Annotated in this window: 20 protein-coding genes; 6 read left to right on the top strand and 14 right to left on the bottom strand. The window is 67.2% G+C overall.

What is annotated here, in order from left to right; genetic code table 11:
* Window positions 1-68 precede the first annotated feature (68 nt).
* The 9 genes from HNO81_RS00490 to HNO81_RS00450 form a co-directional block, all read right to left on the bottom strand.
* Window positions 69-1,007: an ABC transporter permease gene (locus HNO81_RS00490; protein ID WP_175316209.1), complete on the bottom strand. Its 939-nt coding sequence runs from the start codon at window positions 1,005-1,007 to the stop codon at window positions 69-71.
* The gene (locus HNO81_RS00485) at window positions 997-1,722 is read right to left on the bottom strand and encodes an ABC transporter ATP-binding protein (protein WP_175316208.1); all 726 of its coding nucleotides are present in this window, start codon (window positions 1,720-1,722) and stop codon (window positions 997-999) included. The genes HNO81_RS00490 and HNO81_RS00485 overlap by 11 nt, the downstream gene beginning before the upstream one ends.
* Window positions 1,723-1,750: 28 nt before the next feature.
* Window positions 1,751-2,878, bottom strand: a complete 1,128-nt coding sequence (locus tag HNO81_RS00480; protein ID WP_175316431.1) for an ABC transporter substrate-binding protein — start codon at window positions 2,876-2,878, stop codon at window positions 1,751-1,753.
* Window positions 2,879-3,068: 190 nt separating this feature from the next.
* Window positions 3,069-3,842: a hypothetical protein gene (locus tag HNO81_RS00475; protein ID WP_175316207.1), complete on the bottom strand. Its 774-nt coding sequence runs from the start codon at window positions 3,840-3,842 to the stop codon at window positions 3,069-3,071.
* 213 nt (window positions 3,843-4,055) lie between these two features.
* Complete coding sequence (locus HNO81_RS00470) at window positions 4,056-5,462, bottom strand: sulfate adenylyltransferase subunit 1 (RefSeq protein ID WP_175316206.1); 1,407 nt, start codon at window positions 5,460-5,462, stop codon at window positions 4,056-4,058.
* Window positions 5,462-6,406: a sulfate adenylyltransferase subunit CysD gene (gene cysD, locus HNO81_RS00465; RefSeq protein ID WP_175316205.1), complete on the bottom strand. Its 945-nt coding sequence runs from the start codon at window positions 6,404-6,406 to the stop codon at window positions 5,462-5,464. The genes HNO81_RS00470 and cysD overlap by 1 nt, the downstream gene beginning before the upstream one ends.
* Entirely contained in the window at window positions 6,403-7,248 is an 846-nt protein-coding gene (locus HNO81_RS00460) for a phosphoadenylyl-sulfate reductase (protein WP_371818131.1), read from the bottom strand. Before HNO81_RS00460 ends, cysD begins: the two co-directional genes overlap by 4 nt.
* Complete coding sequence (locus tag HNO81_RS00455; protein ID WP_175316204.1) at window positions 7,245-8,990, bottom strand: nitrite/sulfite reductase; 1,746 nt, start codon at window positions 8,988-8,990, stop codon at window positions 7,245-7,247. The genes HNO81_RS00460 and HNO81_RS00455 overlap by 4 nt, the downstream gene beginning before the upstream one ends.
* A 54-nt stretch (window positions 8,991-9,044) precedes the next feature.
* Window positions 9,045-9,902 (bottom strand): sirohydrochlorin chelatase, encoded by an 858-nt coding sequence (locus HNO81_RS00450; RefSeq protein WP_175316203.1) that lies wholly within the window; start codon window positions 9,900-9,902, stop codon window positions 9,045-9,047.
* Window positions 9,903-9,962: 60 nt separating this feature from the next.
* Here HNO81_RS00450 and HNO81_RS00445 point away from each other — a divergent pair, with 60 nt between their 5' ends.
* Both HNO81_RS00445 and HNO81_RS00440 read left to right on the top strand, forming a co-directional pair.
* A complete protein-coding gene (locus HNO81_RS00445; RefSeq protein WP_175316202.1) occupies window positions 9,963-10,616 on the top strand; it encodes a trimeric intracellular cation channel family protein in 654 nt (217 codons plus the stop codon).
* Between the two features lie 50 nt (window positions 10,617-10,666).
* Entirely contained in the window at window positions 10,667-11,095 is a 429-nt protein-coding gene (locus HNO81_RS00440) for a hypothetical protein (protein ID WP_175316201.1), read from the top strand.
* A 101-nt stretch (window positions 11,096-11,196) separates the two neighbouring features.
* Here the strand turns inward: HNO81_RS00440 and HNO81_RS00435 are convergent, their stop codons facing one another.
* The 4 genes from HNO81_RS00435 to HNO81_RS00420 all read right to left on the bottom strand — a co-directional run bounded on the left by HNO81_RS00435 (window position 11,197) and on the right by HNO81_RS00420 (window position 15,717).
* Window positions 11,197-12,048: a type IV toxin-antitoxin system AbiEi family antitoxin domain-containing protein gene (locus tag HNO81_RS00435; RefSeq protein ID WP_175316200.1), complete on the bottom strand. Its 852-nt coding sequence runs from the start codon at window positions 12,046-12,048 to the stop codon at window positions 11,197-11,199.
* A 460-nt stretch (window positions 12,049-12,508) separates the two neighbouring features.
* Complete coding sequence (locus HNO81_RS00430) at window positions 12,509-13,609, bottom strand: polyprenyl synthetase family protein (protein WP_175316199.1); 1,101 nt, start codon at window positions 13,607-13,609, stop codon at window positions 12,509-12,511.
* Window positions 13,606-14,937: a geranylgeranyl reductase family protein gene (locus HNO81_RS00425; RefSeq protein WP_175316198.1), complete on the bottom strand. Its 1,332-nt coding sequence runs from the start codon at window positions 14,935-14,937 to the stop codon at window positions 13,606-13,608. The genes HNO81_RS00430 and HNO81_RS00425 overlap by 4 nt, the downstream gene beginning before the upstream one ends.
* A gap of 3 nt (window positions 14,938-14,940) precedes the next feature.
* Entirely contained in the window at window positions 14,941-15,717 is a 777-nt protein-coding gene (locus HNO81_RS00420; RefSeq protein ID WP_371818130.1) for a demethylmenaquinone methyltransferase, read from the bottom strand.
* A gap of 114 nt (window positions 15,718-15,831) precedes the next feature.
* Here HNO81_RS00420 and HNO81_RS00415 point away from each other — a divergent pair, with 114 nt between their 5' ends.
* The 4 genes from HNO81_RS00415 to HNO81_RS00400 all read left to right on the top strand — a co-directional run bounded on the left by HNO81_RS00415 (window position 15,832) and on the right by HNO81_RS00400 (window position 20,141).
* Window positions 15,832-17,232: an isochorismate synthase MenF gene (locus HNO81_RS00415; RefSeq protein WP_175316196.1), complete on the top strand. Its 1,401-nt coding sequence runs from the start codon at window positions 15,832-15,834 to the stop codon at window positions 17,230-17,232.
* Window positions 17,233-17,419: 187 nt separating this feature from the next.
* A complete protein-coding gene (locus tag HNO81_RS00410; RefSeq protein WP_175316195.1) occupies window positions 17,420-18,373 on the top strand; it encodes an ABC transporter substrate-binding protein in 954 nt (317 codons plus the stop codon).
* A gap of 35 nt (window positions 18,374-18,408) precedes the next feature.
* A complete protein-coding gene (locus HNO81_RS00405) occupies window positions 18,409-19,368 on the top strand; it encodes an amino acid ABC transporter permease (RefSeq protein WP_175316194.1) in 960 nt (319 codons plus the stop codon).
* Window positions 19,365-20,141: an amino acid ABC transporter ATP-binding protein gene (locus HNO81_RS00400; protein ID WP_305791413.1), complete on the top strand. Its 777-nt coding sequence runs from the start codon at window positions 19,365-19,367 to the stop codon at window positions 20,139-20,141. The genes HNO81_RS00405 and HNO81_RS00400 overlap by 4 nt, the downstream gene beginning before the upstream one ends.
* A gap of 99 nt (window positions 20,142-20,240) precedes the next feature.
* On the opposite strand, the gene menD is transcribed toward HNO81_RS00400, so the two are convergent.
* Window positions 20,241-22,001 (bottom strand): 2-succinyl-5-enolpyruvyl-6-hydroxy-3-cyclohexene-1-carboxylic-acid synthase, encoded by a 1,761-nt coding sequence (menD, locus tag HNO81_RS00395; protein ID WP_371818129.1) that lies wholly within the window; start codon window positions 21,999-22,001, stop codon window positions 20,241-20,243.
* Window positions 22,002-22,171: the final 170 nt, after the last annotated feature.

The following is a 22,171-nucleotide window of genomic DNA, read 5'->3' as shown; positions in this document are numbered from 1 at the left end:
GGGGAACGGCAGAGCCCGACGGCGGGAGGTCGCCGTCGGGCTCTTGCGTGCGTTGGGAGGGGGTTGGGTCAGCGGGTGCTGCCGGCCAGGAGCCCGCGGCGGCGCAGGAGGCGCTTCTCAATGGGGCCGAAGACCAGCAGCTCGATCAGGATGCCCACGGCGAGGATCAGCAGGATCGCCGCCATCACCATGGCCATGTCGGACAGGTCCCGGCCCTGGTCCAGCAGCGAGCCCAGGCCGAAGCCGATGGTGCCGCCCACGGCGATGATTTCCGCCGCCATGAGGGACCGCCAGGAGAAGGCCCAGCCCTGTTTGAGGCCGCCCAGGTAGCCGGGCAGCGCGGCGGGAAGGATGACCTGCAGCGCCATCTGCAGCCGGGACGCGCCCAGGACGGTCCCAACGCGCCGGTACTGCGGCGGGATCTGGTCCACACCGGAGATGAGACCGTTGATGATGGACGGGATGGCGCCCATGAACACCACGAAATACACGGTGGCGTCGGTAAGGCCGAACCAGATGATGGCCGCGGGAACCCACGCAACGGACGGCAGCACCTGCAGCCCGGAGATCAACGGCCCGAAGGCGCGCCTCAACGGGGCAACCTGTGCCAGCAGCAGGCCCACCGGGGTGGCGATGGCCACGCTGATCACGAACCCCACAATGCCGCGCTGCAGCGACGTCCAGACGGATTCCTGGACTTTCCCTTCGGTCCAGAGGACGGCCATCTGGTTCATCACGTCCAGGGGGCCGGGCACCTGGTCGCGGCGCTTGAGTCCCAGGGAAACGTAGAACTGCCAGATCAGCACCAGGACCACCAGCGCGGCAATAGGCAGCAGGATCCGGGTCCAGTCGATGCGGTGCTTGCGGTCGGAGTCGGACTGCAGCGAGTCCAGGCCGGACTCAAGTTCCCGGAGGTCCTCATGCCCGGTGGATGTTCGCGTCAAAGCGGCATGCACGTGCTCACGGGTTTCGGTCACCTCGGCGAGCGGTGTCGGGTTACTTGGCATGGCGGCGAATCTCCTCCCGCAGCCGGGCGGTGATGACCCCGGTCAGCTGGCCGGCGAGCCCGGCGTCGGTTCGGTGTTCCTCGGTGACCGCCCATTCCTGGACCACGCGGCCGGGACGGGAGGACAGCAGCAGCACCCGCTGGCCGAGGCGGACGGCTTCACGGACGTTGTGGGTGACGAAGACGATGGTGCGCCCGGTTTCCTTCCAGATGCGTTCCAGCTCATCGTGCAGCAGGTCACGGGTGATGGCGTCGAGGGCGGCAAAGGGCTCGTCCATGAGCAGCAGCTGCCGGTCCTGGGCAAGGGATCGTGCCAGGGACACGCGCTGGCGCATGCCGCCGGAGAGCTCGTGCGGGCGCTTGTCCCCCGCGGATCCCAGGTGCACCAGTTCAAGCAGTTCCTGGGCCTTGGTGCGGCGTTCGGCCTTGCCCACGCCCCGCAGTTTCAGGGCCAGCTCGATGTTCTCCCGGGCAGTCAGCCAGGGGAACAGTGCGGCGTCCTGGAACATGAAGGCGGCGCCGTCGCTGGGCACTTCCAGGGCGCCCGACGTCGGCGCTTCCAGTCCCGCGATGATGTTCAGGAGGGTGGATTTGCCGCAGCCGGAGGCACCCAGGAGGGCAACGAACTCGCCCTGCTTGATGTTGGCGTTGACGTCGTCCAGTACCGGGGCGCCGTCGCCGAAGCGCTTGCCCAGGTGTTCCAGTACGACTGGCATGGTGGCGTCCTTTGGTAGTGGGTGGGAGTCAGTCCTGGCCGAGGCCGGCTGCGGAGATTTTGCCGGCGCCGTTGACCTGGTTGAGCGCGGTGAGGTCGAACAGGCCGTTGATGTCGGCTTTCCTGGTGGTGCCGGCGTCCACCCCGTCCTGCAGCAGCTTGGGGTAGCTGCCGGCCAGCGGGTCGAGGGTGAAGGTGATGTTGGCGAGGGAACGGTTCAGCACGTCGGCCGGCAGCGCGGCCCCGGCGGATTCCTGCAAGGCGTCATTGATCAGGCCGGCCTTCTCGTCGGCCGGTGCGGAGTTGAGCCATGCCACCGACTTGGCGTGCCCGGCCAGCAGCGCCTTGACGGTGTCCGGATGGTCGGCGGCGAACTTCTGGTTCACGATCAGGACGGTGGTGGGGAACTCCCCCGGTTTGCCGGTGGCTGAGCCGTCCCACAGGTCCTTTTCGTCCACGAGGACCTTGGCTCCGGCCTGGAGCACCAAACGCGAGGCCCACGGCTCAGGCAGCCACGCGCCGTCGAGCTTTCCGTCCTGGAACAGTTTGAGGGTCTGGGCGTTGTCCGTGGGGTTGATGGCCACATCGCCACTGCCGTCCACGCTGGTCTTGTACCCTTGCCTGGCGAGCCAGGCGCGCAGGGCGACGTCCTGGGTCCCGCCCAGCTGCGGCGTTGCCAGGGTCTTGCCCCGGAGGTCCGCTGCGGAATTGATGCCTGGCTTGACCACCAGCTGGGCGCCGCCCGCCGCGGCACCGGCGATGACGCGCACGGACTGGCCCTGGCTCTTGGCGAAGGAGTTGATGGCGGGGTTCGGGCCGATATAGGCCGCATCGATGGCCCCCGCGTTGAGGGCCTCGATCGCTGCAGGTCCTGCGTTGAAGGTCTCGGTGCTGAGCTTGGTGCCGCCCAGGGCCTCGGCCAGGAAGCCCTTGGCGACGCCCACCAGGGCCGGGGCGTGCGTGACGTTGCCGAAGTAGCCCAGTTTCAGCTCTGCGGCCGGGGTGGGTTCGGCGGCCTGCGCTTCGGTGTTGCGGGAAATGTTGGAGGCAACAATGGCCCCCACGGCGATCAGCAGGACCAGGCCGATGGCCAGGGCAGCTTCGACGGCGCGCCTGCGCGTGGGGACCGCGCTCTCGCCTGCCACGATGCGGGTCATCCCGGGCTTGGAACTAGTCATTGTTTCACCATAGGGAGCGGCCCCAACCCGTTCAATGACGCGGAAACGGGGGGTCACGCACGTTCATCCAGCGTCACATTCCGCCGCATCGCTGACCGGTTCGGCGGATTCGGCTGCCCCGGGCATTGACCAGATGCCGCCAGTTGTGCCGCACCGTCAACGGGTAGATCTAGGCGGCTGCCGTGAGCCGGTGGCGTGGGGTGCGGGCAGCAGGCCGGACCGGCACCACGCGGCGAAGGTTGAACCAGCAGAACAGAGCCAGCCCCAGGTACAGGGAAAGTTCCATCACTTCGCCGTACTCGGAAATGCCGTAATCAGGTGCGGGCCACACGATCAGGCGGAAGAGGCGGTAGGCCGCGGCCAGCCCGAAGGCCGGCACCACGCAGAGCGGCGGAACCAGGAGGTGCGCGGGCGTGGCGTACCTCCAGTGGCCGCGCACTGCGTTCCACACCAAGGGAGCACAGGCGCCGTAGAGGCTCGCCAGCAGCATGGCGGCGGGTACCAGTTCCTGCACCCCGCCGATGTTGTGCACGGTGGTCTCCCCCTGGCGGTTGATCGCTTCCATAGCCTCCGGTGTCTGCCAGCCGAAGATGCGCTGGCCCCAGGAGATCTCCTCCCCCGCCAGGAACCAGACACCGGCCGCAACCACCCCGTACAAAAGGGCCATGGCTTTGTGGCCGGTTTTGGCCAGCCGGAACGCCATGAGGGGCAGGAAAATCCCCGCGGCCCCCAGGGCAAGGAACTGCAGCCACTCCACCAGGGAGTCTTCGTCGAGGAGCCAGATGAAAAGGGGCGGGTGCACAACAGTGGCCGCGGCTGCGAGGGCGATTGCAAGAGGCAACAGCGCGATGATGAGCGCGCGGCGCGGGGGGATTCCCCACTCACGGGCATCCCGTGCAAAACGGATGGTGGCTTTGGTGTTCCACCGGTAAATGGCCGGCATCGTGTCCCCCTCGACGAAACAGGCCGGAACCACAACCACGGCACCGGCGAAGCGATCCCTGAGCTTCCCATGCCTCCCGGGGCCACGAAAGGGCCGGTGGGAACCTTTGTGGTTTCTTGTGCGGATTCCCGCAGGACCTCGAAATCGCCGGAAACAGTGCGGGGCCGCCGTAAAAATACGGCGGCCCCCAGGGTTCCAGCGGTGTGGGCGGACCTATATGCTGTAGCGCTCGTCCTCGTGGTCGCCCGGGTGGTCCTTGACCAGGCCGGCTGCCAGCGTGTTGCCGTCCAGCGGGTCGATCACCAGGAACGCACCGGTACGGCGGTGGTGCAGGTAGTTCTCCAGCGGCAGCGGGGCGGCGAGGCGGAGCTGCGCGTGGCCGATGTCGTTGAGCTCCAGGCTTGAGGCACCTTCGAGCTTGAAGGTGGCCAAATCCAGCTTGCCGGAGACGCTGCGGACCATCGCCTGGACGGTCCGGGTGCCGTGCTTGACCAGGACCTTCTGGCCTTCGCGGAGCGGCTTCGGTGACAGCCAGCACAAGGCGGCGTACAGGTCCGCGGAAGCTTCCCTGACGGTACCGGCTGCGGCAATGGTGTCACCGCGGGCGACGTCGAACTCGTCCGCCAGCCGGATGGCCACAGACTGCGGGGCGGCAGCTTCCTGCAGCGACGCTCCGGCGAAGTCGATCCCCACCACGGTGGTGGTCCGCGGCGACTGGCCCGGGGTCAGCACGGACACCTGGTCACCCACCTTCACGGAGCCCTCGGTTATCTGTCCGGCGTACGCGCGGTAGTCGCGGTAGGCCTCCACATCCAGGCCGGCAGCGACGGCGTCGGGAGCCAGTGCACCCTGCGGCCGGACCACCAGCTGCACCGGGAAGCGGAAGCTTTCAAGGTGGCTTTCCAGTTCGTCGGCGGCGGGGAGGGTTTCGAGGACCTCCAGCAGTGCCGGGCCGGTGTACCAGGGGGTGCGCTCCGAGCGCTCCACCACGTTGTCGCCGTCGAGCGCAGAGACGGGGATGACCAGCAGGTCGCTGATGCCGTCGGAGCCCAGGCCCAGTTCGCGGCCCACCTGCTGGACGTCGGCTTCGATGCCGCGGAACACGGACTCGCTGAAGTCCACCAGGTCGATCTTGTTCACGGCCACAATCACGTGCGCCACGCGCAGCAGCTGCAGCACGGACAGGTGCCGGCGGGTCTGCTCCAGGACACCCTTGCGGGCGTCAATGAGGACGACGACGGCATCCGCGGTAGACGCGCCCGTCACCGTGTTTTTGGTGTACTGCACGTGCCCGGGGCAGTCGGCCAGGATGAAGCTGCGCTGGTCGGTGGCGAAGTAGCGGTAGGCCACGTCGATGGTGATGCCCTGTTCGCGCTCGGCACGCAGGCCGTCGGTCAGCAGGGCCAGGTCGATGCCGCCCTTGTCGCCGCCGAACCCGCGGTCCGCCGAGGTCCGGGCCACGGCGTCAAGCTGGTCAGCGAGGATCGCCTTGGAATCATGGAGGAGGCGGCCCACCAACGTGGACTTGCCGTCGTCGACCGATCCGGCCGTGGCAAAGCGGAAGAGCGTGGTGGGCAGGGCTGTTTCCAGGTCCGCCGGGAGAACTGCTTCGGTGGTCATTAGAAATACCCGTCCTTCTTGCGGTCTTCCATGGCGGCCTCGGAGATGCGGTCATCTGCGCGGGTGGCGCCACGTTCGGTCAGGGTGGAGGCGGCGACTTCAACCACCACGTCGGACACCGTGTAGGCGTTGGATTCCACGGCCCCGGTGCAGGACATGTCCCCCACGGTGCGGTAACGGACGGTCTTGGTAATGACCTGCTCGTCGGGACGCGGCTGGGATACCTCGCCCACGGCGCGCCACATGCCGTCGCGGGCGAAGACTTCGCGTTCGTGGGCGTAGTACAGGCCGGGGAGTTCGATGTTCTCGCGCTCGATGTAGCGCCAGATGTCCAGCTCGGTCCAGTTGCTGATGGGGAACGCGCGGACGTGCTGGCCCACGGTGTGCCGGCCGTTGTACAGGTTCCACAGCTCGGGCCGCTGGTTGCGCGGATCCCACTGGCCGAACTCGTCCCGGAGGCTCAGGATGCGTTCCTTGGCACGGGCCTTGTCCTCGTCGCGGCGGCCGCCGCCGAACACGGCGTCGAACCTGTTCTGCTGGATGGCGTCCAGCAGAGGAACGGTCTGCAGCGGGTTGCGGGTGCCGTCGGCACGCTCGGCGAGTTCGCCGCGGTCGATGAACTCCTGCACGGAACCCACCACCAGTTTCAGGCCAAGGCGCTCCACGGTACGGTCGCGGAAGTCGATGACCTCGGGGAAGTTGTGCCCGGTATCCACGTGCAGCACGGGGAACGGCACCTTGCCCGGCCAGAAGGCCTTGGTGGCCAGGTGCAGCATCACCACGGAGTCCTTGCCGCCGGAGAACAGCAGCGCAGGCTTCTCGAATTCGGCAACAACCTCGCGGATGATGTGGATCGCTTCGGATTCGAGGGTGTCCAGGCTGGACAGGCGCGTGGATACGGCGGCGTCGGTCACCTTGGTCTCCTCGGTCAGTGAAGTGCTCATACGTGTAGTCCGCATTCTGTCTTGTCGGATCCTGCCCAGCGGCCGGCGCGGGGGTCCTCGCCGGGCGCCACCTTCCGGGTGCAGGGCTGGCAGCCAATGGAGGGGTACCCCTGGGAAAGCAGCGGGTTGACGGGCAAAAGGTTGTCGTCGGAGTACTGGACCAGCTGGTCGAACGTCCAGGCAGCCATGGGGTTGACCTTGACCAGGCCGTTCTTCTCGTCCCAGGTGACCAGCGGGGTGTTGGTGCGGGTGGGCGCTTCGTCGCGGCGGACGCCGGTGAACCACAGTTCGTAGCCGGCGAGGGTCCGCTGCAGCGGGGCCACCTTGCGCAGGGCGCAGCACTGGGCGGCGTCGCGGGCAAAGAGGTCCTTGCCCAGCAGCCGGTCCTGCTGCTCCACGGTGGTCTCGGGAAGGACGTCCACCACGTTGACGCGCAGGTTGGCGGCCACCTCGTCACGGGTGGCGTAGGTCTCCGGGAAGTGGTACCCGGTCTCCAGGAACAGGACATCCACGCCGGGCATCTGGTCAGCGACCAGCGCGGGCAGGACGGCGTCTGCCATGGAGCAGGCAACGGCGACGGCACGGAGGTCGAAGTTCCGTTCCACCCAGGCGATCACGTCGCTGGCCGAGGCGTCCCAGCCGAGTTCGGCAGCGCCGGCCTCGGCAAGGGCCTTGAGTTCTTCCTTGGAGCGGAGGGCAGTCGGGGCGGCGGTTGCCACCGTGGCCTCAACCTGGGCTGAAGCCTCGGCATCGCCTGCCACCGGATCTACTCCAAATGAGGGGCCACGGCCACCGGGGCCCCCGGCCGAGCTTGCGAGGTTGGGGAGTGGCTGGGGATTCACTGGAGCGCCTCCTCGTCTGCTGCGTGGGCCCATTCGGCGAAGGTCTGGCCTTCGGCACGGTCTGCCACGAAACGGCGGACCACACGCTCCACGTAGTCGGGCAGGTCGTCGACATAGACCTTCAAGCCACGGACGGTGCGTCCCAGGCCTGCTTCCTCGCGGTCGTTGTTGGCCAGCCCGCCGCCCAGGTGGACCTGGAAACCCGGGGAGGGATCGCCGTCGGGCGTTGGCAGCATCATGCCCTTGAGGCCGATGTCCGCCGTCTGGATGCGGGCGCAGGAGTTGGGGCAGCCATTGATGTGCAGGGAGAGTGCCTGCGGCAGCTGGCCGGATTCGGCGAGGTCGGCCAGGCGGCGTTCCAGCTCGGCAACAGCACCGGCGGCCGTCATCTTGGTTTCGACGATGGCCAGCTTGCAGTATTCGATGCCGGTGCAGGCGATGGTGCCACGGCGGAACACGGACGGGCGGGCGGACAGGCCCAGCTCGTCCAGTTCAGCCACCAGCGGCTCCACCTGGTCCTTCTCGACGTCCAGGACCACGAGCTTCTGGTGCGGGGTGGTGCGCAGCCGGTAGGAGCCGCGGGCCTCCAGCGTGTCGGCAAGCTTGACCAGCGCTGCGCCGGACAGGCGGCCAGCCAGCGGGGTGGCACCGATGAAGAACCTGCCGTCCTTCTGTTCGTGCACGCCCACGTGGTCGCCGGGGGTGGCGGGCTTGGGCGCTGCCGGACCGTCGGCCAGCTTGTAGCCGAGGTATTCGTCCTCGAGGATCTGGCGGAACTTCTCCGGGCCCCAGTCGGCCAGGAGGAACTTCAGTCGGGCCTTGGTGCGCATGCGGCGGTAGCCGTAGTCCCGGAAGATGCTGGTGACGCCCAGCCACACGTCCGCGGCCTGGTCCGGCCTGACGAACGCGCCGAGGCGCTTGCCCAGCATGGGGTTGGTGGACAGCGCGCCGCCCACCCACAGGTCGTAGCCAACGCCCAGTTCCGGGTGCCGGAGACCCACGAAGGCGCAGTCGTTGATTTCGTGGACCACGTCCTGGCTGGGATGGCCGGTGATGGCGGTCTTGTACTTGCGGGGCAGGTTGGACAGCAACGGGTTGCCGATGAACCGCTCCCCCAGCTCGGCGATCAGCGGGGTGGGGTCGATGATCTCGTCCTTGGCGATGCCGGCCACCGGCGATCCCAGGATGACGCGGGGCACGTCGCCGCAGGCTTCGGTGGTGGACAGGCCCACGGACTCCAGGCGGTTCCAGATCTCGGGGATGTCCTCCACCCGGATCCAGTGCAGCTGGATGTTCTGGCGGTCGGTGAGGTCGGCGGAGTCCCGCGCGAAGTCCACGGAGATCTGGCCGATGACGCGCAGCTGCTCGGTGGTGAGCGCCCCGCCGTCGATCCGGACACGGAGCATGAAGTACTTGTCTTCGAGCTCGTGCGGCTCAAGGGTTGCGGTCTTGCCGCCGTCGATGCCGGGTTTGCGCTGGGTGTACAGGCCCCACCAGCGGAATCGGCCGTGCAGGTCCTGGCCGGGGATGGCGTCGAAGCCTTCCTTGGCGTAGATGGTCTCGATACGCTCGCGGACGTTCAGCCCGTCGTCTTCCTGCTTCCAGGTTTCGTTGGCGTTCAGCGGCGTCTTGCCGTCCACTTTCCACTGGCCATGCGGCTTGGCAGCGGGGCGGGACGGGCGGGCGGGGCGCTTGGGTGCAGCGGAATCCGCCGACGCTCCGGCTAGAGCTGTATCAGTCATGCATCGACTGTAGGGCGGCGCCGAATACCGTCACAAAGGTCCGGAAACGCTAAGTCACCTAGGGAAATATTTCGTCACGAAACGCTGGAGGACCTTGAAGAAGCCACCTTGCTGTGCATCGGCGGGAGCCTCGTTTGGGGTGTCGGCGGGGGCTGCCGCGGGTGCTTCGGCGGGTGTTTCATGCATGGCGGCGACGGCGGCGTCGTACCTGTCCAGCGCGATCTCCGCGAGCGTCGGGGACGGCAGCAGGGGCTGGGTGACCACGTCGGCACCCGCCTTGGCCAGCTGGTCGTGGAAGAAGCCCGGCGCCAGGAGGTACGAGGCGATCACCACCCGGCCGCCGACGTCGACCGCTCCGGCGGACTCCCCCGCCCCGGCACCCCCGGCGAGCTCCTCGCGCAGCATGGCGACGGCGTCGGGCACGGACGGCTGGGCCGAGGCACCGTAGGCGGCCACCATCCGGTTGGACCGCAGTGCCCGCAACTGGCCCAGGAGCTCCTCGACACTCACCGCGGCATTGGGATTGGATGAGCCCGCTGCGGCCAGGACGATGACGTCGTTATCGGTGGTGCCCGCCTCCCGCAGCCGCTGGTCCAGCAGGGCTGCAAGGCGCGGGTCGGGGCCCAGCGGCGCGGCGGCGGCACTCCCCGGCCGGCTCTTCACGGCCCGTGCGATGTCCACCTTGACGTGGTAGCCCACGCTCAGCAGCAGCGGCACCACCACGGCAGTTTCCCCCGCCGGCAGGCCCGCCACCACGTCCACCAGGTCCGGCTGCTGGACGTCCACGTAGGCCTCCCGGACATCAAGGTCCGGACGCAGTTCCGCGATGGCGGCGCGCAGGGCGTTGACCTCGGCGGCCCCCTGTGTGTTGGACGTCCCATGGGCACAGGCGATCATGATGGGGCTGTTCATAGGGGCTAGCGTAACGTTGGAGCCGCCCTGTCCGCCCTCTTTGAAATACCGGGACGCACCATGACCTTCGCCTTTGACAACTCCCCGGTGTGGCTGGATCTGCTGGGCGTGTTCTTCTTCGCGGTATCGGGCTCACTGCTGGCGGCACGGAAGCAGATCGACATTGTGGGCTCCCTGCTGCTGGCCTCGCTGGTGGGCCTGGGCGGCGGTGTGATCCGCGATGTCATCCTCGTCATTGTTCCGGCGGCCTTCACCAATCCGGCGTACCTGGCGCCGCCGCTGCTGGCCACTGTGCTGGTGTTCTTCCTGTTCTCCAGCGTCCAGCGCTACACGTCGCTGCTGATCCTGTTCGATGCCGCCGGCCTGGCCCTCTTCTGCATGACCGGCACGCTCAAGGCGCTGGCCACCGGCCTCAACCCGGTGGCATCGGTGCTGCTCGGTGTGACGACGGCGGTGGGCGGCGGCCTGCTCCGGGACATCACCGCCAATGAGGTGCCCGAGCTGTTCAACCCGAAGGACATCTACGCGCTGCCGGCCTTTTTGGGTTCATCGTTGACTGCGGTGCTGTGGGTCTTCGGAGTGCTGAACGTGTTGACGGCGGCCGGAATTGCGGCCCTGGTGTTCACGTTCAGGGTTCTGGCGTGGCGGCGGTCGTGGCAGGCTCCCCTGGCCGTCCGCGGATGGCACCGGAGGACGGGCGATTCCGGGCTGTGACGTTGCTTCCATGTCATTTTGGGAGCCCGGAGATTAGCTAGGATATGAGCATGACTGACATGTTCCTCGAGAAGTTCCGCGCGCTTGTTCCAAAGTATCTCGAGGATGAATGGCAGGAAGCTGACGGCCTGACTCCGGAGGAGCTGGACAAGGCCCTCGCGGACCACCAGTTCGAGATCCCGCTGGTCCTGCGCGAGTTCTACCTGGCCCTGGGCGGCTGCGAGGACCTGATGGAGGCCTACCACTACTTCTGGGACCCCGAAGAGCTCGAAGTCGATGACGAAGGCTTCCTTATGTTCCTCGAGGATGAAGAGGAAGCATTCACCTGGGGCTTCCGCGTGGGCGACCTCAGCGTCCCGGACCCCATCGTGTACCGCCGCAACAATGCCCGCGGTCAGTGGAAGTCCGAGGAAGGCACCTTCTCCGAGTTCGTCTTCGACATGTTCGAGTGGGCGTTCGAGGACGAAGAGGAAGAGTAGGCGCCCCTTCCCTGCGATGACGTAAATGCGTCACTTATGGACCGGATGTTGACGGGTGCCCCTGCATTTGCAGGGGCACCCTCCGTTTAACGTCCCATAAATCACGCAAACAGGCCGCCAAGCCTGGTGTTCGCTGGCCTCCGCCACGTCCTTAGCACCGCGTGGACCTCTGCCACCATGGCCTCGGGACGGTGGATGACGTCCTCGTAGTAGTAGCGCAGCACCAGGTACCCGCCAATAATGCTCTGGTTATTGCGCCGCTGGTCCCGCTTGATGGATTTCGGTTCGAAGTGGGTTGCTCCATCCGTCTCCACCACCAGGCACTCCTCAACCAGGAAATCCACTTCTCCAACCCCGGCGATGTACACGTGCCGCCGAACCCGGAGCCCGGCGCGTGCGAAATGGACATTTGCGAGCACCTCCAGGACGGAGTCCGCACGGGGAATCACCAAGTCCAGAACCGATGTGGCGCGCCCGTTGCGGCGCCCCTGGCAGCGCGCGTAGAGGAAATCGGGCGAGATGCCTCCGCTGCCCACGGCCGACTGCACCATCACCAGCGCGTCCAGCTCCGGCAGGCAGTGCAAGGCATGAAGAAGAACGTCCGCGAGTCCCAGTACGGGCAGCCAGGCATGCCGCGGGTGCTTGGGCCGGCCGTGGTCCACCACCCCGGGTGTGCGCGTGGGGTGGCTCCGGCTCAGGTGCAGGCCGGATGGGTTGTTGAGAGTCCACAGCTGGTAGATGGGCGCGGCAGACAAACCTGTGAGCCGCCCGCCGGCTGCCAGAGCCCCCGCGATCCGCCCATCGCGGGGCAGCGCATAGACGCCGCGCGTGGGTCTCACCACCAGGCCCAGCTCCAAGGCCTGGCCCACCCGGGTACGCGTGAAGCCGGCCTTTCGCAGGTCAAGGGAGCGGGCTGCGCCCCCGTGTCTGGCCAGGTAGTCACAGATATCCATGCCTCATCGTGTCTGCGCCCAGCCCGCCACGACGCAGACGATGCTCTCCATGTGGATAACGCCACCAGAGTCGCTGACGCAATTGCGTGATTTCTGGGCTCGCGGGCTGCCTGTCCCGCGTATCCGCGGGGTGCGGAGCCACCCGTCCGGCCAAAAATCACGCAATCGTGCGGGAGCTGTTCAACTGCGTACGGCGGAGACTCGGCAGGAAAAACATTTTGACAGATGCAGTTACAGCGGACTTGCGCTCTGTGACAGATTTGTCATAAGCTATTCACGGATCCGCTAAACGCCTCCGGCGGGTCTGATGCGAACGGAGAGATAGCCCCGGTCCACAGCAGCTTCGGTTGTTGAGGACCGGGGCTGTCCCGTTTAACGGCAACTAATACGGGACCAACGAAGAAGCCCGGCACCTCTCGGCTGGATCAACCAGAGGTCCCGGGCTTCTGGAGAACTGAAATCAGCTGGCGCGGTCCACCACGGCCAGCGCGAAGTTGGACAGCGACTCCTTGACCACGCCTTCGGGCAGCGGAGCCAGGGCGTCAATGGCTTCCTTGGCCCACTGCCGCGCCACCACCCAGGACTCGGCGGTGACAGGGTGCTCGCGCAGCCCGGCAACGGCTGCAGCCAGGGCCTCATCGGAGGACAGGTCGCCGTCGATCAGGGTCAGGAGGTCGACGGCGGACTGGTCGCCGTCGGCGGCAGCCTTGCGCAGGAGCAGCACCGGCAGCGTGGGAACCCCTTCGCGCAGGTCGGTTCCCGGGGACTTGCCGGACTTCACCTTCACGCCGGTGACATCGATGACGTCGTCGGCGAGCTGGAAGGCCACGCCCACCTTCTCGCCGTACTCCACCAGGACGTCCTCGTAGGCTTCGTCGGCGCCGGAGAAGATGGCACCGAACTGGCCGGAGGCGGCAACCAGCGAACCGGTCTTGTCGGCGATGACGGAGAGGTAGTGCTCCACCGGATCTTCATCCGGCCGCGGGCCCACGGTCTCGTGCAGCTGGCCCAGGCACAGCCGCTCGAAGGTGCGCGCCTGGATGCCCAGTGCGCGGCCTCCGAGCTCGGACACCAGGATGGACGCGCGGGCAAAGATCAGGTCCCCGGTCAGGACGGCGACGGAGTTGCCCCACACCTCGTGCGCGGTGGGGGCGCCGCGGCGGAAGGGGGCGGAGTCCATGACGTCGTCGTGGTACAGGGTGGCCAGGTGCGTCAGCTCCACCACGACTGCGGCCTGCACCACGGCGGGCAGCGAGGCATCGCCGAGGTGGGCGCAGAGCAGGGTCAGCAGGGGCCGGATCCGCTTGCCACCGGCTTCCACCAGGTGGCGCGACGTTGCGTCAGCCAGGGGATCGGAGTTGGCGATGGCCTCGCGGAGCTTCTTCTCCACCTTGGCCAGGTTGTTGGTGATGGCCGGGCCCAGCTCGTCATCCCCCGCGATGGCCGCAAATCCAGCAGGCAGCTGGAGGCCTGTGGCGATGGCGGTGGTGTTGAGGCTGGGTTCGGAGTCCGGCAGGCCGTGCCCGGCGTGCGTCCAGCTGTGGTCTGCGGAGTTGGTCACGGGTTAACCCTAACTTTTTGTTGCGGATACCGCTGGTTCGGAGCTGACGGGGTATTGGATGTGGCCGGGACCAAGGATTCCAGAACGCGGATCACCCGGTCCTCGAAGCCCTTCGCGGCGGGATCGGTGAGGTTGGCAAGGAGCCGAACCACGAACCGCATCAGCACCGGGATGGGCATGCCGGTCCGCAGTGCGAGCTTCATGACGGCCGGCTTCCCGATCAGAGCGGCGAAAGCCCGGCCAAGGGTGAAGTGCGAGCCCCACTGGTCCCGCACATAGTCCGCGTACCGCGAAAGGTGCGCATCGGCGTCGTACGTTCCGCCGGAAGCAGCCGTGCGCGAGGAGGCATCGATGATGAACTCGGCAGCGAAGCGCGCGGACTCCATGGCGTAGGAGATGCCTTCGCCGTTGAACGGCGAGACCATGCCGCCGGCGTCGCCCAGCAGGAGCAGGCCGGGCGAATAGTGGGGGGTGCGGTTGAAGCCCATCGGGAGCGCGGCGCCGCGGATCTCCCCCACCTGGTTCTCCGGCGTGAAGCCCCAGTCGGCGGGCATGCCTGCGGTCCATTCGCGCAGGACCTGCTTGTAGTCGAGCTTGCCGAATTCCTTGGAGGAGTTCAGGATGCCCAGGCCCACGTTGGAGGTGCCGTCGCCCACGCCGAACACCCAGCCGTAGCCGGGCAGCAGCTTGCCGTCGCGGCCGGGAAGCTCCAGCCAGCCTTCCATCCAGTCGTCGTCGGTGCGCGGGGAGGTGAAGTAGGTGCGGACGGCCACGCCTAGCGGGCGGTCGTCACGCTTTTGGATCCCAAGGGACACGGCGGTGCGGGTGGAGTTGCCGTCGGCAGCAAGCACGACGTCGGCGCTGAAGTCACGCGTCTCCCCCGTCTTGCGTCCGGACTCGTCCAGGAGCGCTGCGCGGACACCGGTGACCCGGCCGGCGTCGTCCCGCAGTGCTTCGGTGACGCTGTGCCGCTCAAGGATGGTGGCCCCGGCGGCCTCCGCGTGCCGCGCCAGTTCCTCATCGAAGCCCAGTCGGGTCCGGATCAGGCCGTACTGCGGGAAGTCGGACACCTCGGGCCAGGGCAGCTCGATGGTGCGGCCGCCGGCGATCAGGCGCAGGCCCTTGTTCCGGCGCCAGCCATCGTTCTCCGGGTGCGGCAGGCCGAGCTTCTGGATCTCGCGGACGGCGCGCGGGGTCAGCCCGTCGCCGCAGACCTTCTCGCGGGGGAACGCCGTCTTTTCCAGGACCGTGACCTCAAGGCCGGCCTTGGCCAGGTAGTACGCGGCGGTGGATCCGGCCGGACCCGCGCCGACAATCAGTACCTTCACAGGTCAGCGGACGATGTTGCGGCGCAGCTTGGCCACCGGGCCTTTATGCGCAGCGATGGCGGCAGCAGCGCCGTCAGGCGAGGACTCGGCAGGCTTGAACGCACGGTGCACGGCCACAATGCCGCCGGTGAGGTTGCGGTAGGTGACCTTTTCCCAGCCGCTCTCCTGCAGCCACGCGGCCAGGTGGTCCTGGTCCGGCCAGGCGCGGATTGATTCGGCCAGGTAGACGTACGCGTCCGGGTTGGAGGCGACCTTGACGGCGATGGCGGGCAGGGCGCGCATCAGGTATTCGGTGTACATGGTGCGCCACAGCGGAACCACCGGCTGGGAGAACTCGGCGATGACCAGGCGGCCGCCGGGCTTGGTGACGCGCAGCATCTCGGCCAGCGCCTTCTTGGGCTCGTTGACGTTGCGAAGGCCGAAGGAGATGGTGGTGGCGTCGAACGTGTTGTCGGCGAACGGCAGGTTGGTGGCGTCACCGGCAATGAAGTCGATGTCCGGGCGGCGGCGCTTGCCTACCTTCAGCATGCCCAGGGAAAAATCGCAGGCCACGACGTCTATGCCGGCATCGGCATACGGCTCGCTGGAGGTACCGGTTCCGGCCGCGAGGTCCAGGACCCGCTGGCCCTTGGAGACTTCCATGGCATCCACCACGATCTTCCGCCAGCGGCGGGTCTGCCCCATGGAGAGGACATCGTTGACGACGTCGTATTTTGGTGCGACGTCGTCAAACATCGTGGCTACTTCGTCCGGACGCTTATCCAAGGATGCTCGGTTCACCATGACATTGTCTCAAATGTTCCTGACGGTGCTGACCAGCCCCGCCGGGCTCCTTTGGAGGGAGTCCGGGGGCCGGGAAAGCGCCGGCGTACGCGGGAGTAGTGTTGTCTCATCATGACGAGCACGTTCCGCACCCTGACGGTCCCCCTGGATGGCAAAGCGTTCCCCGGGGGACTGCCTTCGTTTCTGGTCCGGGACGATGTCCTCTGCTGGACCCGCCGCGAAGCCGGGCTGGCCGGTTTCGGCGAGATCGCCCGCTTCACCGCCACGGGGCCGGACCGGTTCCTTGAGGCGGACATCTGGTGGCGGCACCTGGTCCTGGAGGCCGAGGTGGCGGATTCCGTGGAGCTGCCAGGCACCGGGCCCGTAGCCTTTGGCTCCTTTGCTTTCTCCAAGACGTCGGCCCACGAGTCCCGGCTGATTGTGCCCGAGGTTGTGGTGGGCGTGCGGGACAACCAGGCGTGGCTCACGCACTTGACGTTCGACGACGGCCGGCTCACCGAAGAGACAGCCCTCGCGGCCCTGAACCGCTGGCTGGGCGGCGGTTCCCGCACTGCCTCCGCCACGGAAGGCACGACGCCGGCAGGAGACTCAGCCGGGGACGGGTCCGTGGGTGCCGTGCCCGGCGCGGCGGGTGGCGCCGTCGTCCGCCCCCTCTCGCTGGCTGCCGGCGCAACGCTGCACACCGGCTCCCTCAGCGAGGACGCCTGGATGGAAGCAGTGGCCGCCGGTGTTGCCGAAATCCGCACGGGTGCCCTGGAGAAGCTGGTGCTGGCGCGGGATGTGGTGGCAACTATTCCCTCCGGCGTACATGCCGCGGATGTGCTGCGGGAGCTGGCCGCGCGGTACCGCGAATGCTGGACCTACGGCGTGGACGGCCTGGTGGGTGCCACCCCCGAGATGCTGATCCAGGTGGAGGGGCGCACCGCCCAGGCACGCGTCCTGGCCGGGACCCTGGACCGCCGCGACGCGCACGGCGAGGACGGCCTGCCCATGGACTACGCCACCCGCGTCCTGGCCGGTTCCGAGAAGCAGCGGCATGAGCATGAGATCGCCATCCAGTCGTTAACCAAGCAGCTGGCGCCATTCTCCGAGGCGATGAATGCCCATGACGAACCCTTCATCCTGGAGCTGCCCAACGTCTGGCACCTGGCCTCCGACGTGAAAGCCGAGCTCACCGAGGTGGAAGGCCACGTGCCCACCTGCCTGGCCCTGATCAACGCGCTGCACCCCACCGCTGCTGTCTGCGGAACACCCACGCTGGTGGCCGGGGAACTGATCCGCAAGCTGGAGCACCTGGACCGCGGGCCATACGCCGGTCCCGTGGGGTGGCTGGACGCGGCCGGCAACGGCGAGTGGGGCATCGCCCTGCGCGGTGCGGTCATCGAGTCCCCCGAGACCGTGCGGCTGTATGCCGGGTGCGGCATCGTGGACGGCTCGCAGCCGGAAGCTGAACTGGCCGAGACCTGGGCCAAGTTCCGGCCGATGCTGGAGTCCCTGGGCATCAACAGCTGAGGTTATTTTGCGCCGTCCGGCCGCGGAGTCTGGGATGACAGACGGCTGCTGCTTTGGAAGGCTTGATTTTGTCATCGATACAGTTATCCAATAGTGAAACTTAGTTGCGTGTGACGTACCTCTCTTGTTGAGCGTTACACTATAAGCCGCGTTAGTACCTCATAGCCCCTGCAACAAAAGGTAAGAAATGCAGACTCCCCGTACCCTCCTGGGCACCACCAAGCTGACCGCCGCCACCATGATCGCCATCAGCGCCCTGGCCCTCTCAGCATGCACCAACGCCTCGGAAACGGGTCCCACCAGCGCGGCCAACCCGTCGGGTAGCGCCAGCACCAGCTTTGATCCCAGCACCGTCAAGAAGGACGACGCCCTGGCCGCCATGGTGCCGGACGCCATCAAGTCCAAGGGCACCATCACGGTTGGTTCCGATACCAGCTACGCCCCGGCCGAATTCCTCGGTCCGGACGGCCAGACCCCGGTGGGCTACGACGTGGACATCGCCAAGGCCATCGGCGCCACCCTGGGACTAAAGGTCCAGGTGCAGACGGCTGAGTTCACCGGTATCCTTCCGGCCCTCGGCCCCAAGTACGATCTGGGCATCTCTTCGTTCACCATCAACCCGGAACGCCTGGGCGCCGTGAACATGGTCAGCTACTTCAACGCAGGCACCGCCTGGGCCGTGAAGAAGGGCAACCCCAACAAATTCTCCCTGGATGACGTCTGCGGCAAGTCCATCGGCGTGCAGACCGGCACCGTGCAGGAAGACCCGGACCTGGCCGACCGCAACAAGAAGTGCGTCGCCGACGGCAAGAAGCCCATCGACATCGTCACCCTGAAGAACCAGACCGATGTCACCACCCGCCTGGTCAACGGCAGCATCGACGCCATGGCCGCCGACTCACCCATCATCGGCTACGCCCTGACCCAGACCAACGGCCAGCTGGAGAAGCTGGGCGACGTTTATGACTCCGCTCCGCAGGGCATCGCCGTGGCCAAGGGCGACACTGCCTGGGCTGAGGTCATCCAGAAGGCTGTCACCAAGCTGATGGAGGACGGCTCCTACAAGAAGATCCTGGACGGCTGGGGCAACTCCGAAGGTGCCATCACGAAGTCCGAGGTCAACCCGGCGGTTAAGTCTTGAGTTTTCGCGTTACCGACGACAAGTCAGGCGTGCACATGGAACACCATCAACACGGGGACGCACCGGTACTGAATAAGTCAGTGCCGGTGCGCCACCCCGGCCGGTGGGTCAGCGCCGTCATCATCCTTCTCCTGGTGGCCGCGTTCCTGCAGAGCCTGTTCACCAACCCCAACTTCCGCTGGGATGTTGTGGGCACCTACATCCTGGACGTGAAAGTGGTCCAGGGTGTGGGCTGGACCCTCCTGCTGACGGTCGCGTCCATGGTGCTGGCCATCGTCCTGGCCATCCTGCTGGCGGTCATGCGGCAGTCTGACAATCCGGTGTTCCGCTGGACCAGCTGGGTGTGGGTGTGGTTCTTCCGCGGCACCCCTGTCTACACGCAGCTGGTGTTCTGGGGCCTCGTGACGGTTCTGTACCCCGCCTTTACCCTGGGCATCCCGTTTGGTCCCGAGCTGTTCAGCTACGCGCTGTCGGATCCGAGCAAGGGCTTGATCCCCGCGATCCTGGGCCTGGGCCTCAACGAGTCCGCCTACCTGGCGGAAATCTTCCGTGCCGGCCTCAAGTCCGTGGACAAGGGCCAGCAGGAAGCCGCCGAAGCACTGGGCATGTCCAAGGGCAAGATCATGTGGCGAATCATCCTGCCGCAGGCCATGCGGATCATTGTTCCGCCCACCGGCAACGAAACGATCGGCATGCTGAAGACCACCTCGCTGGTCCTCGCCGTTCCGTTCACCCTGGACCTGACCTTCGCCACCAACGCTCTCGCCAACCGCATCTACCTCCCGATCCCGCTCCTGATCGTTGCGGCATTCTGGTACCTCCTGGTCACCAGCATCCTCATGGTCGGACAGCACTACCTTGAGGCGTACTACGGCAGGGGCGTGGACAACTCGGCCCCGGCAGCGGTCAACCCGGCAGCCGCCAAAGCCGCCGGCGCCGGTGCTGATGCCCAGCGGTCCATGAAGACGGACTTCCCCGAGGAGAGTGCACGTTGACCGTCACAGCAGAGAAGCCGCTGGTCAAGATCGAGGGCCTCCACAAGTACTACGGCCACCACCATGTCCTCCGGGGCATCGACATGACCGTCAACCAGGGCGAAGTATCGGTAGTGATCGGGCCTTCCGGTTCCGGTAAATCCACCATGCTGCGTTGCGTGAACCTTCTGGAGAGCATCAGCGCCGGGCGGATCTCCGTGGGCGGCCAGCTCATCGGTTACCGCGAGATCAACGGCAAGCTGCATGACCTCAAGACCAAGGAAATCGCCGCCCAGCGCCGCGAAATCGGCATGGTGTTCCAGCGCTTCAACCTCTTCCCGCACAAGACGGCGCTCCAGAACGTGATGGAGGCACCGGTCCATGTGAAGGGCCAGTCCAAGGCTGCGGCCCAGAAGCGGGCGCTGGAGCTGCTAGACCGCGTGGGCCTCGGCGACCGTGCCGGCCACTACCCGTCCCAGCTTTCCGGCGGCCAGCAGCAGCGCGTGGCCATCGCCCGTGCGCTGGCCATGGAACCGGAGCTCATGCTGTTCGATGAGCCCACGTCGGCCCTGGACCCGGAGCTGGTAGGCGATGTCCTGAACGTGATGAAGGACCTCGCCAAGTCCGGCATGACCATGATCGTGGTGACCCACGAGATCGGCTTTGCACGCGAAGTGGGTGACACGCTGACGTTCATGGACGGCGGCGTGGTGGTGGAGTCGGGCGATCCCCGCGAGATCATCGCCAACCCGCAGCATGCCCGCACCAAGGAGTTCCTGGGCCGCGTCCTCTGACGCGGGTCCACCTTTTCGACGCGGAAATGCCCTGTCGCTGCCGGTATTCCGGCAGCGACAGGGCATTTCCGCGTCGTGGGTTAACTTGCGCGTCGGCGGCTACTGCCCGGCCAGCACTGCCTCCACCGCAGCGGACACGGCATCCTTGATCCGTGCGTGGAGTTGCCGCAGCGACCGGCGGTCGGTGCGGACCTCCACGATGCTGCGCCCCTGCACAGGCCGGTCCAGCGCTTCGGCGAGTCCCGCCGTCGTACTCACCAGGGAATGCCCGACGCCGTACGCTGCGGCGAGTGCCGCGATTTCCACCGAGTGCGGGGTGCCGAAGAGGCGCTCAACGGCGTCTCCGTAGCGGCCGCCTTCCTCCACTCCCCCGTGCTCAAGCAGGCTGAAGATGGCGCCGCCGGAATCGTTCAGGACAACGATCCGCAGGTCCGGCTGTTCTTCGCCGGCGCCGAGGAGGAGGCCGCCGGCGTCGTGCAGGAAGGTCACATCGCCCAGCAGGACGGTGGTCTGCTGACGGCCGCCGAGGGCGATGCCCGTGGCGGTGGAGATGGTGCCGTCGATGCCGGCCAGGCCGCGGTTGGCGTACACGGTGGCGGCAGGGTCCGCGGCGGGAAGTCCGGCGAGGTCCACGTCGCGGATGCCGTTGGAGGACCCGAGCAGCAGCTGGCCGCGTGAGTGCTTCCAGACCAGCGCCGCCACGGACGGTCCATTGGCGGCGGCTTCGGCGGACACCACCTGGTCCAGCGCGTGCTGCGCGGCCGATCCCGCCAGCAGCCAGGTGTCCAGCCAGTCTGATGCCCCCCGGCCGGCGAATTCCGCCAAGTCTGCCAGGTTCTCCAGCGGCAGCTCGGTGCGGCGGCCGGGCTCATACCAGGCCACCGGAACGGGCTGGTACAGGGCGGATTCGACGTCGGCGCTGGCCAGCAATGCGGCCACCGGACGGGACAGCGTGGGCCGGCCGAACAGCACCACGCGCTTGATGGGCTGCGCGGAACCGGCCCGGAAATGATCCAGCAGCAGCCGGTATGGGCCCACGGCGTTGGGACCGAACCGGGAGTTGGAGGAAGGCTCGGCCAGCAGCGGCAGGTTGTGGGCGCGGGCGAAGGCTTCGGCAACCGGACCGGCGTCGTGCCCTGCGAGTACCACCGTCCGCCGCTCCGGCAGGGTATCCGGCGCCGGCGGCAGGTTCATGACCAGCGGTTCGGCCCCCACCCGGTAGCGCTGCCGATCCACGGCGTCGGGCAGCCGGTCCCCGGGTGCGGGAACCAGCGGATCACGGAACGCGAGGTTGAGCTGGACCGGGCCGGGCGGAAGGTCCGGGAAGGCGCCGGTGGCTGCGAAGAGTCCGGTCTGGATGGCCCGCTCGGGGTTGCTGCCGGCGGGAACATCGGCGGCGAACCGGACCTGCTCGCCAAAGAGGTCCGGCTGCACCGTGGTCTGGTTGGCTCCGGTCCCGCGCAGCTCATCCGGCCGGTCTGCCGAGAGGACAATCAGCGGGACGGCGGCGTGATTGGCCTCCATCACCGCCGGCATCAGGTTTCCGACGGCGGTCCCGGACGTGGTGAGGACGGCTGCGGGCGAGCCGCTGGACAGGGCCAGTCCCAGCGCGGTGAAGCCTGCGGCGCGCTCATCGATCCGGACCAGCAGGTCCACCCGCCCTGCGGCAGAGGCTTCGGCGAGGGCGTACGCCATGGGGGCCGACCGCGAACCCGGCGATACCACCACGTGCAGAACGCCGCCGTCGAGCAGGGCGTCGACGGCGATCCGCGCCGCGGCAAGGGCGCCCAGCTCAGCGTCGGGGGCGTCAGGGCTGCCCAGCCCGGAGGTGTCCGGGGCTGGTTCGTTCAACGAAGTCACCAACCCAGTGTGCCATCCCGCACGCCCGCTCACCTTTCGCAGCAAATCGACCCACCCCCGCTCACTTCTGACACCCCAAGCCGAAACGCCCGCTCTCTGACCCCCGTCATCGAGGGACGGTAGCGAGCGGGCGTTTTAGGAAAAGCGGCCATAGGTGAGCCGGCGTATCA

The organism is Pseudarthrobacter sp. C4D7 (assembly GCF_013359725.1).
Taxonomy (GTDB): domain Bacteria; phylum Actinomycetota; class Actinomycetes; order Actinomycetales; family Micrococcaceae; genus Arthrobacter.
This window is presented reverse-complemented; position numbering and strand designations above follow the sequence as displayed.

What these genes read in the sequence shown, in the direction of transcription:
- HNO81_RS00440 (WP_175316201.1), top strand. Translation starts at nt 10,667, where the DNA reads ATGACTGACATGTTCCTCGAGAAGTTCCGCGCGCTTGTTCCAAAGTAT.
- HNO81_RS00485 (WP_175316208.1), bottom strand. Translation starts at nt 1,722, where the DNA reads ATGCCAGTCGTACTGGAACACCTGGGCAAGCGCTTCGGCGACGGCGCC.
- HNO81_RS00415 (WP_175316196.1), top strand. Translation starts at nt 15,832, where the DNA reads ATGACGAGCACGTTCCGCACCCTGACGGTCCCCCTGGATGGCAAAGCG.
- HNO81_RS00450 (WP_175316203.1), bottom strand. Translation starts at nt 9,902, where the DNA reads ATGAACAGCCCCATCATGATCGCCTGTGCCCATGGGACGTCCAACACA.
- HNO81_RS00445 (WP_175316202.1), top strand. Translation starts at nt 9,963, where the DNA reads ATGACCTTCGCCTTTGACAACTCCCCGGTGTGGCTGGATCTGCTGGGC.
- HNO81_RS00475 (WP_175316207.1), bottom strand. Translation starts at nt 3,842, where the DNA reads ATGCCGGCCATTTACCGGTGGAACACCAAAGCCACCATCCGTTTTGCA.
- HNO81_RS00410 (WP_175316195.1), top strand. Translation starts at nt 17,420, where the DNA reads ATGCAGACTCCCCGTACCCTCCTGGGCACCACCAAGCTGACCGCCGCC.
- HNO81_RS00405 (WP_175316194.1), top strand. Translation starts at nt 18,409, where the DNA reads ATGGAACACCATCAACACGGGGACGCACCGGTACTGAATAAGTCAGTG.
- HNO81_RS00455 (WP_175316204.1), bottom strand. Translation starts at nt 8,990, where the DNA reads ATGACTGATACAGCTCTAGCCGGAGCGTCGGCGGATTCCGCTGCACCC.
- cysD (WP_175316205.1), bottom strand. Translation starts at nt 6,406, where the DNA reads ATGAGCACTTCACTGACCGAGGAGACCAAGGTGACCGACGCCGCCGTA.
- HNO81_RS00470 (WP_175316206.1), bottom strand. Translation starts at nt 5,462, where the DNA reads ATGACCACCGAAGCAGTTCTCCCGGCGGACCTGGAAACAGCCCTGCCC.
- HNO81_RS00490 (WP_175316209.1), bottom strand. Translation starts at nt 1,007, where the DNA reads ATGCCAAGTAACCCGACACCGCTCGCCGAGGTGACCGAAACCCGTGAG.
- HNO81_RS00435 (WP_175316200.1), bottom strand. Translation starts at nt 12,048, where the DNA reads ATGGATATCTGTGACTACCTGGCCAGACACGGGGGCGCAGCCCGCTCC.
- HNO81_RS00480 (WP_175316431.1), bottom strand. Translation starts at nt 2,878, where the DNA reads ATGACCCGCATCGTGGCAGGCGAGAGCGCGGTCCCCACGCGCAGGCGC.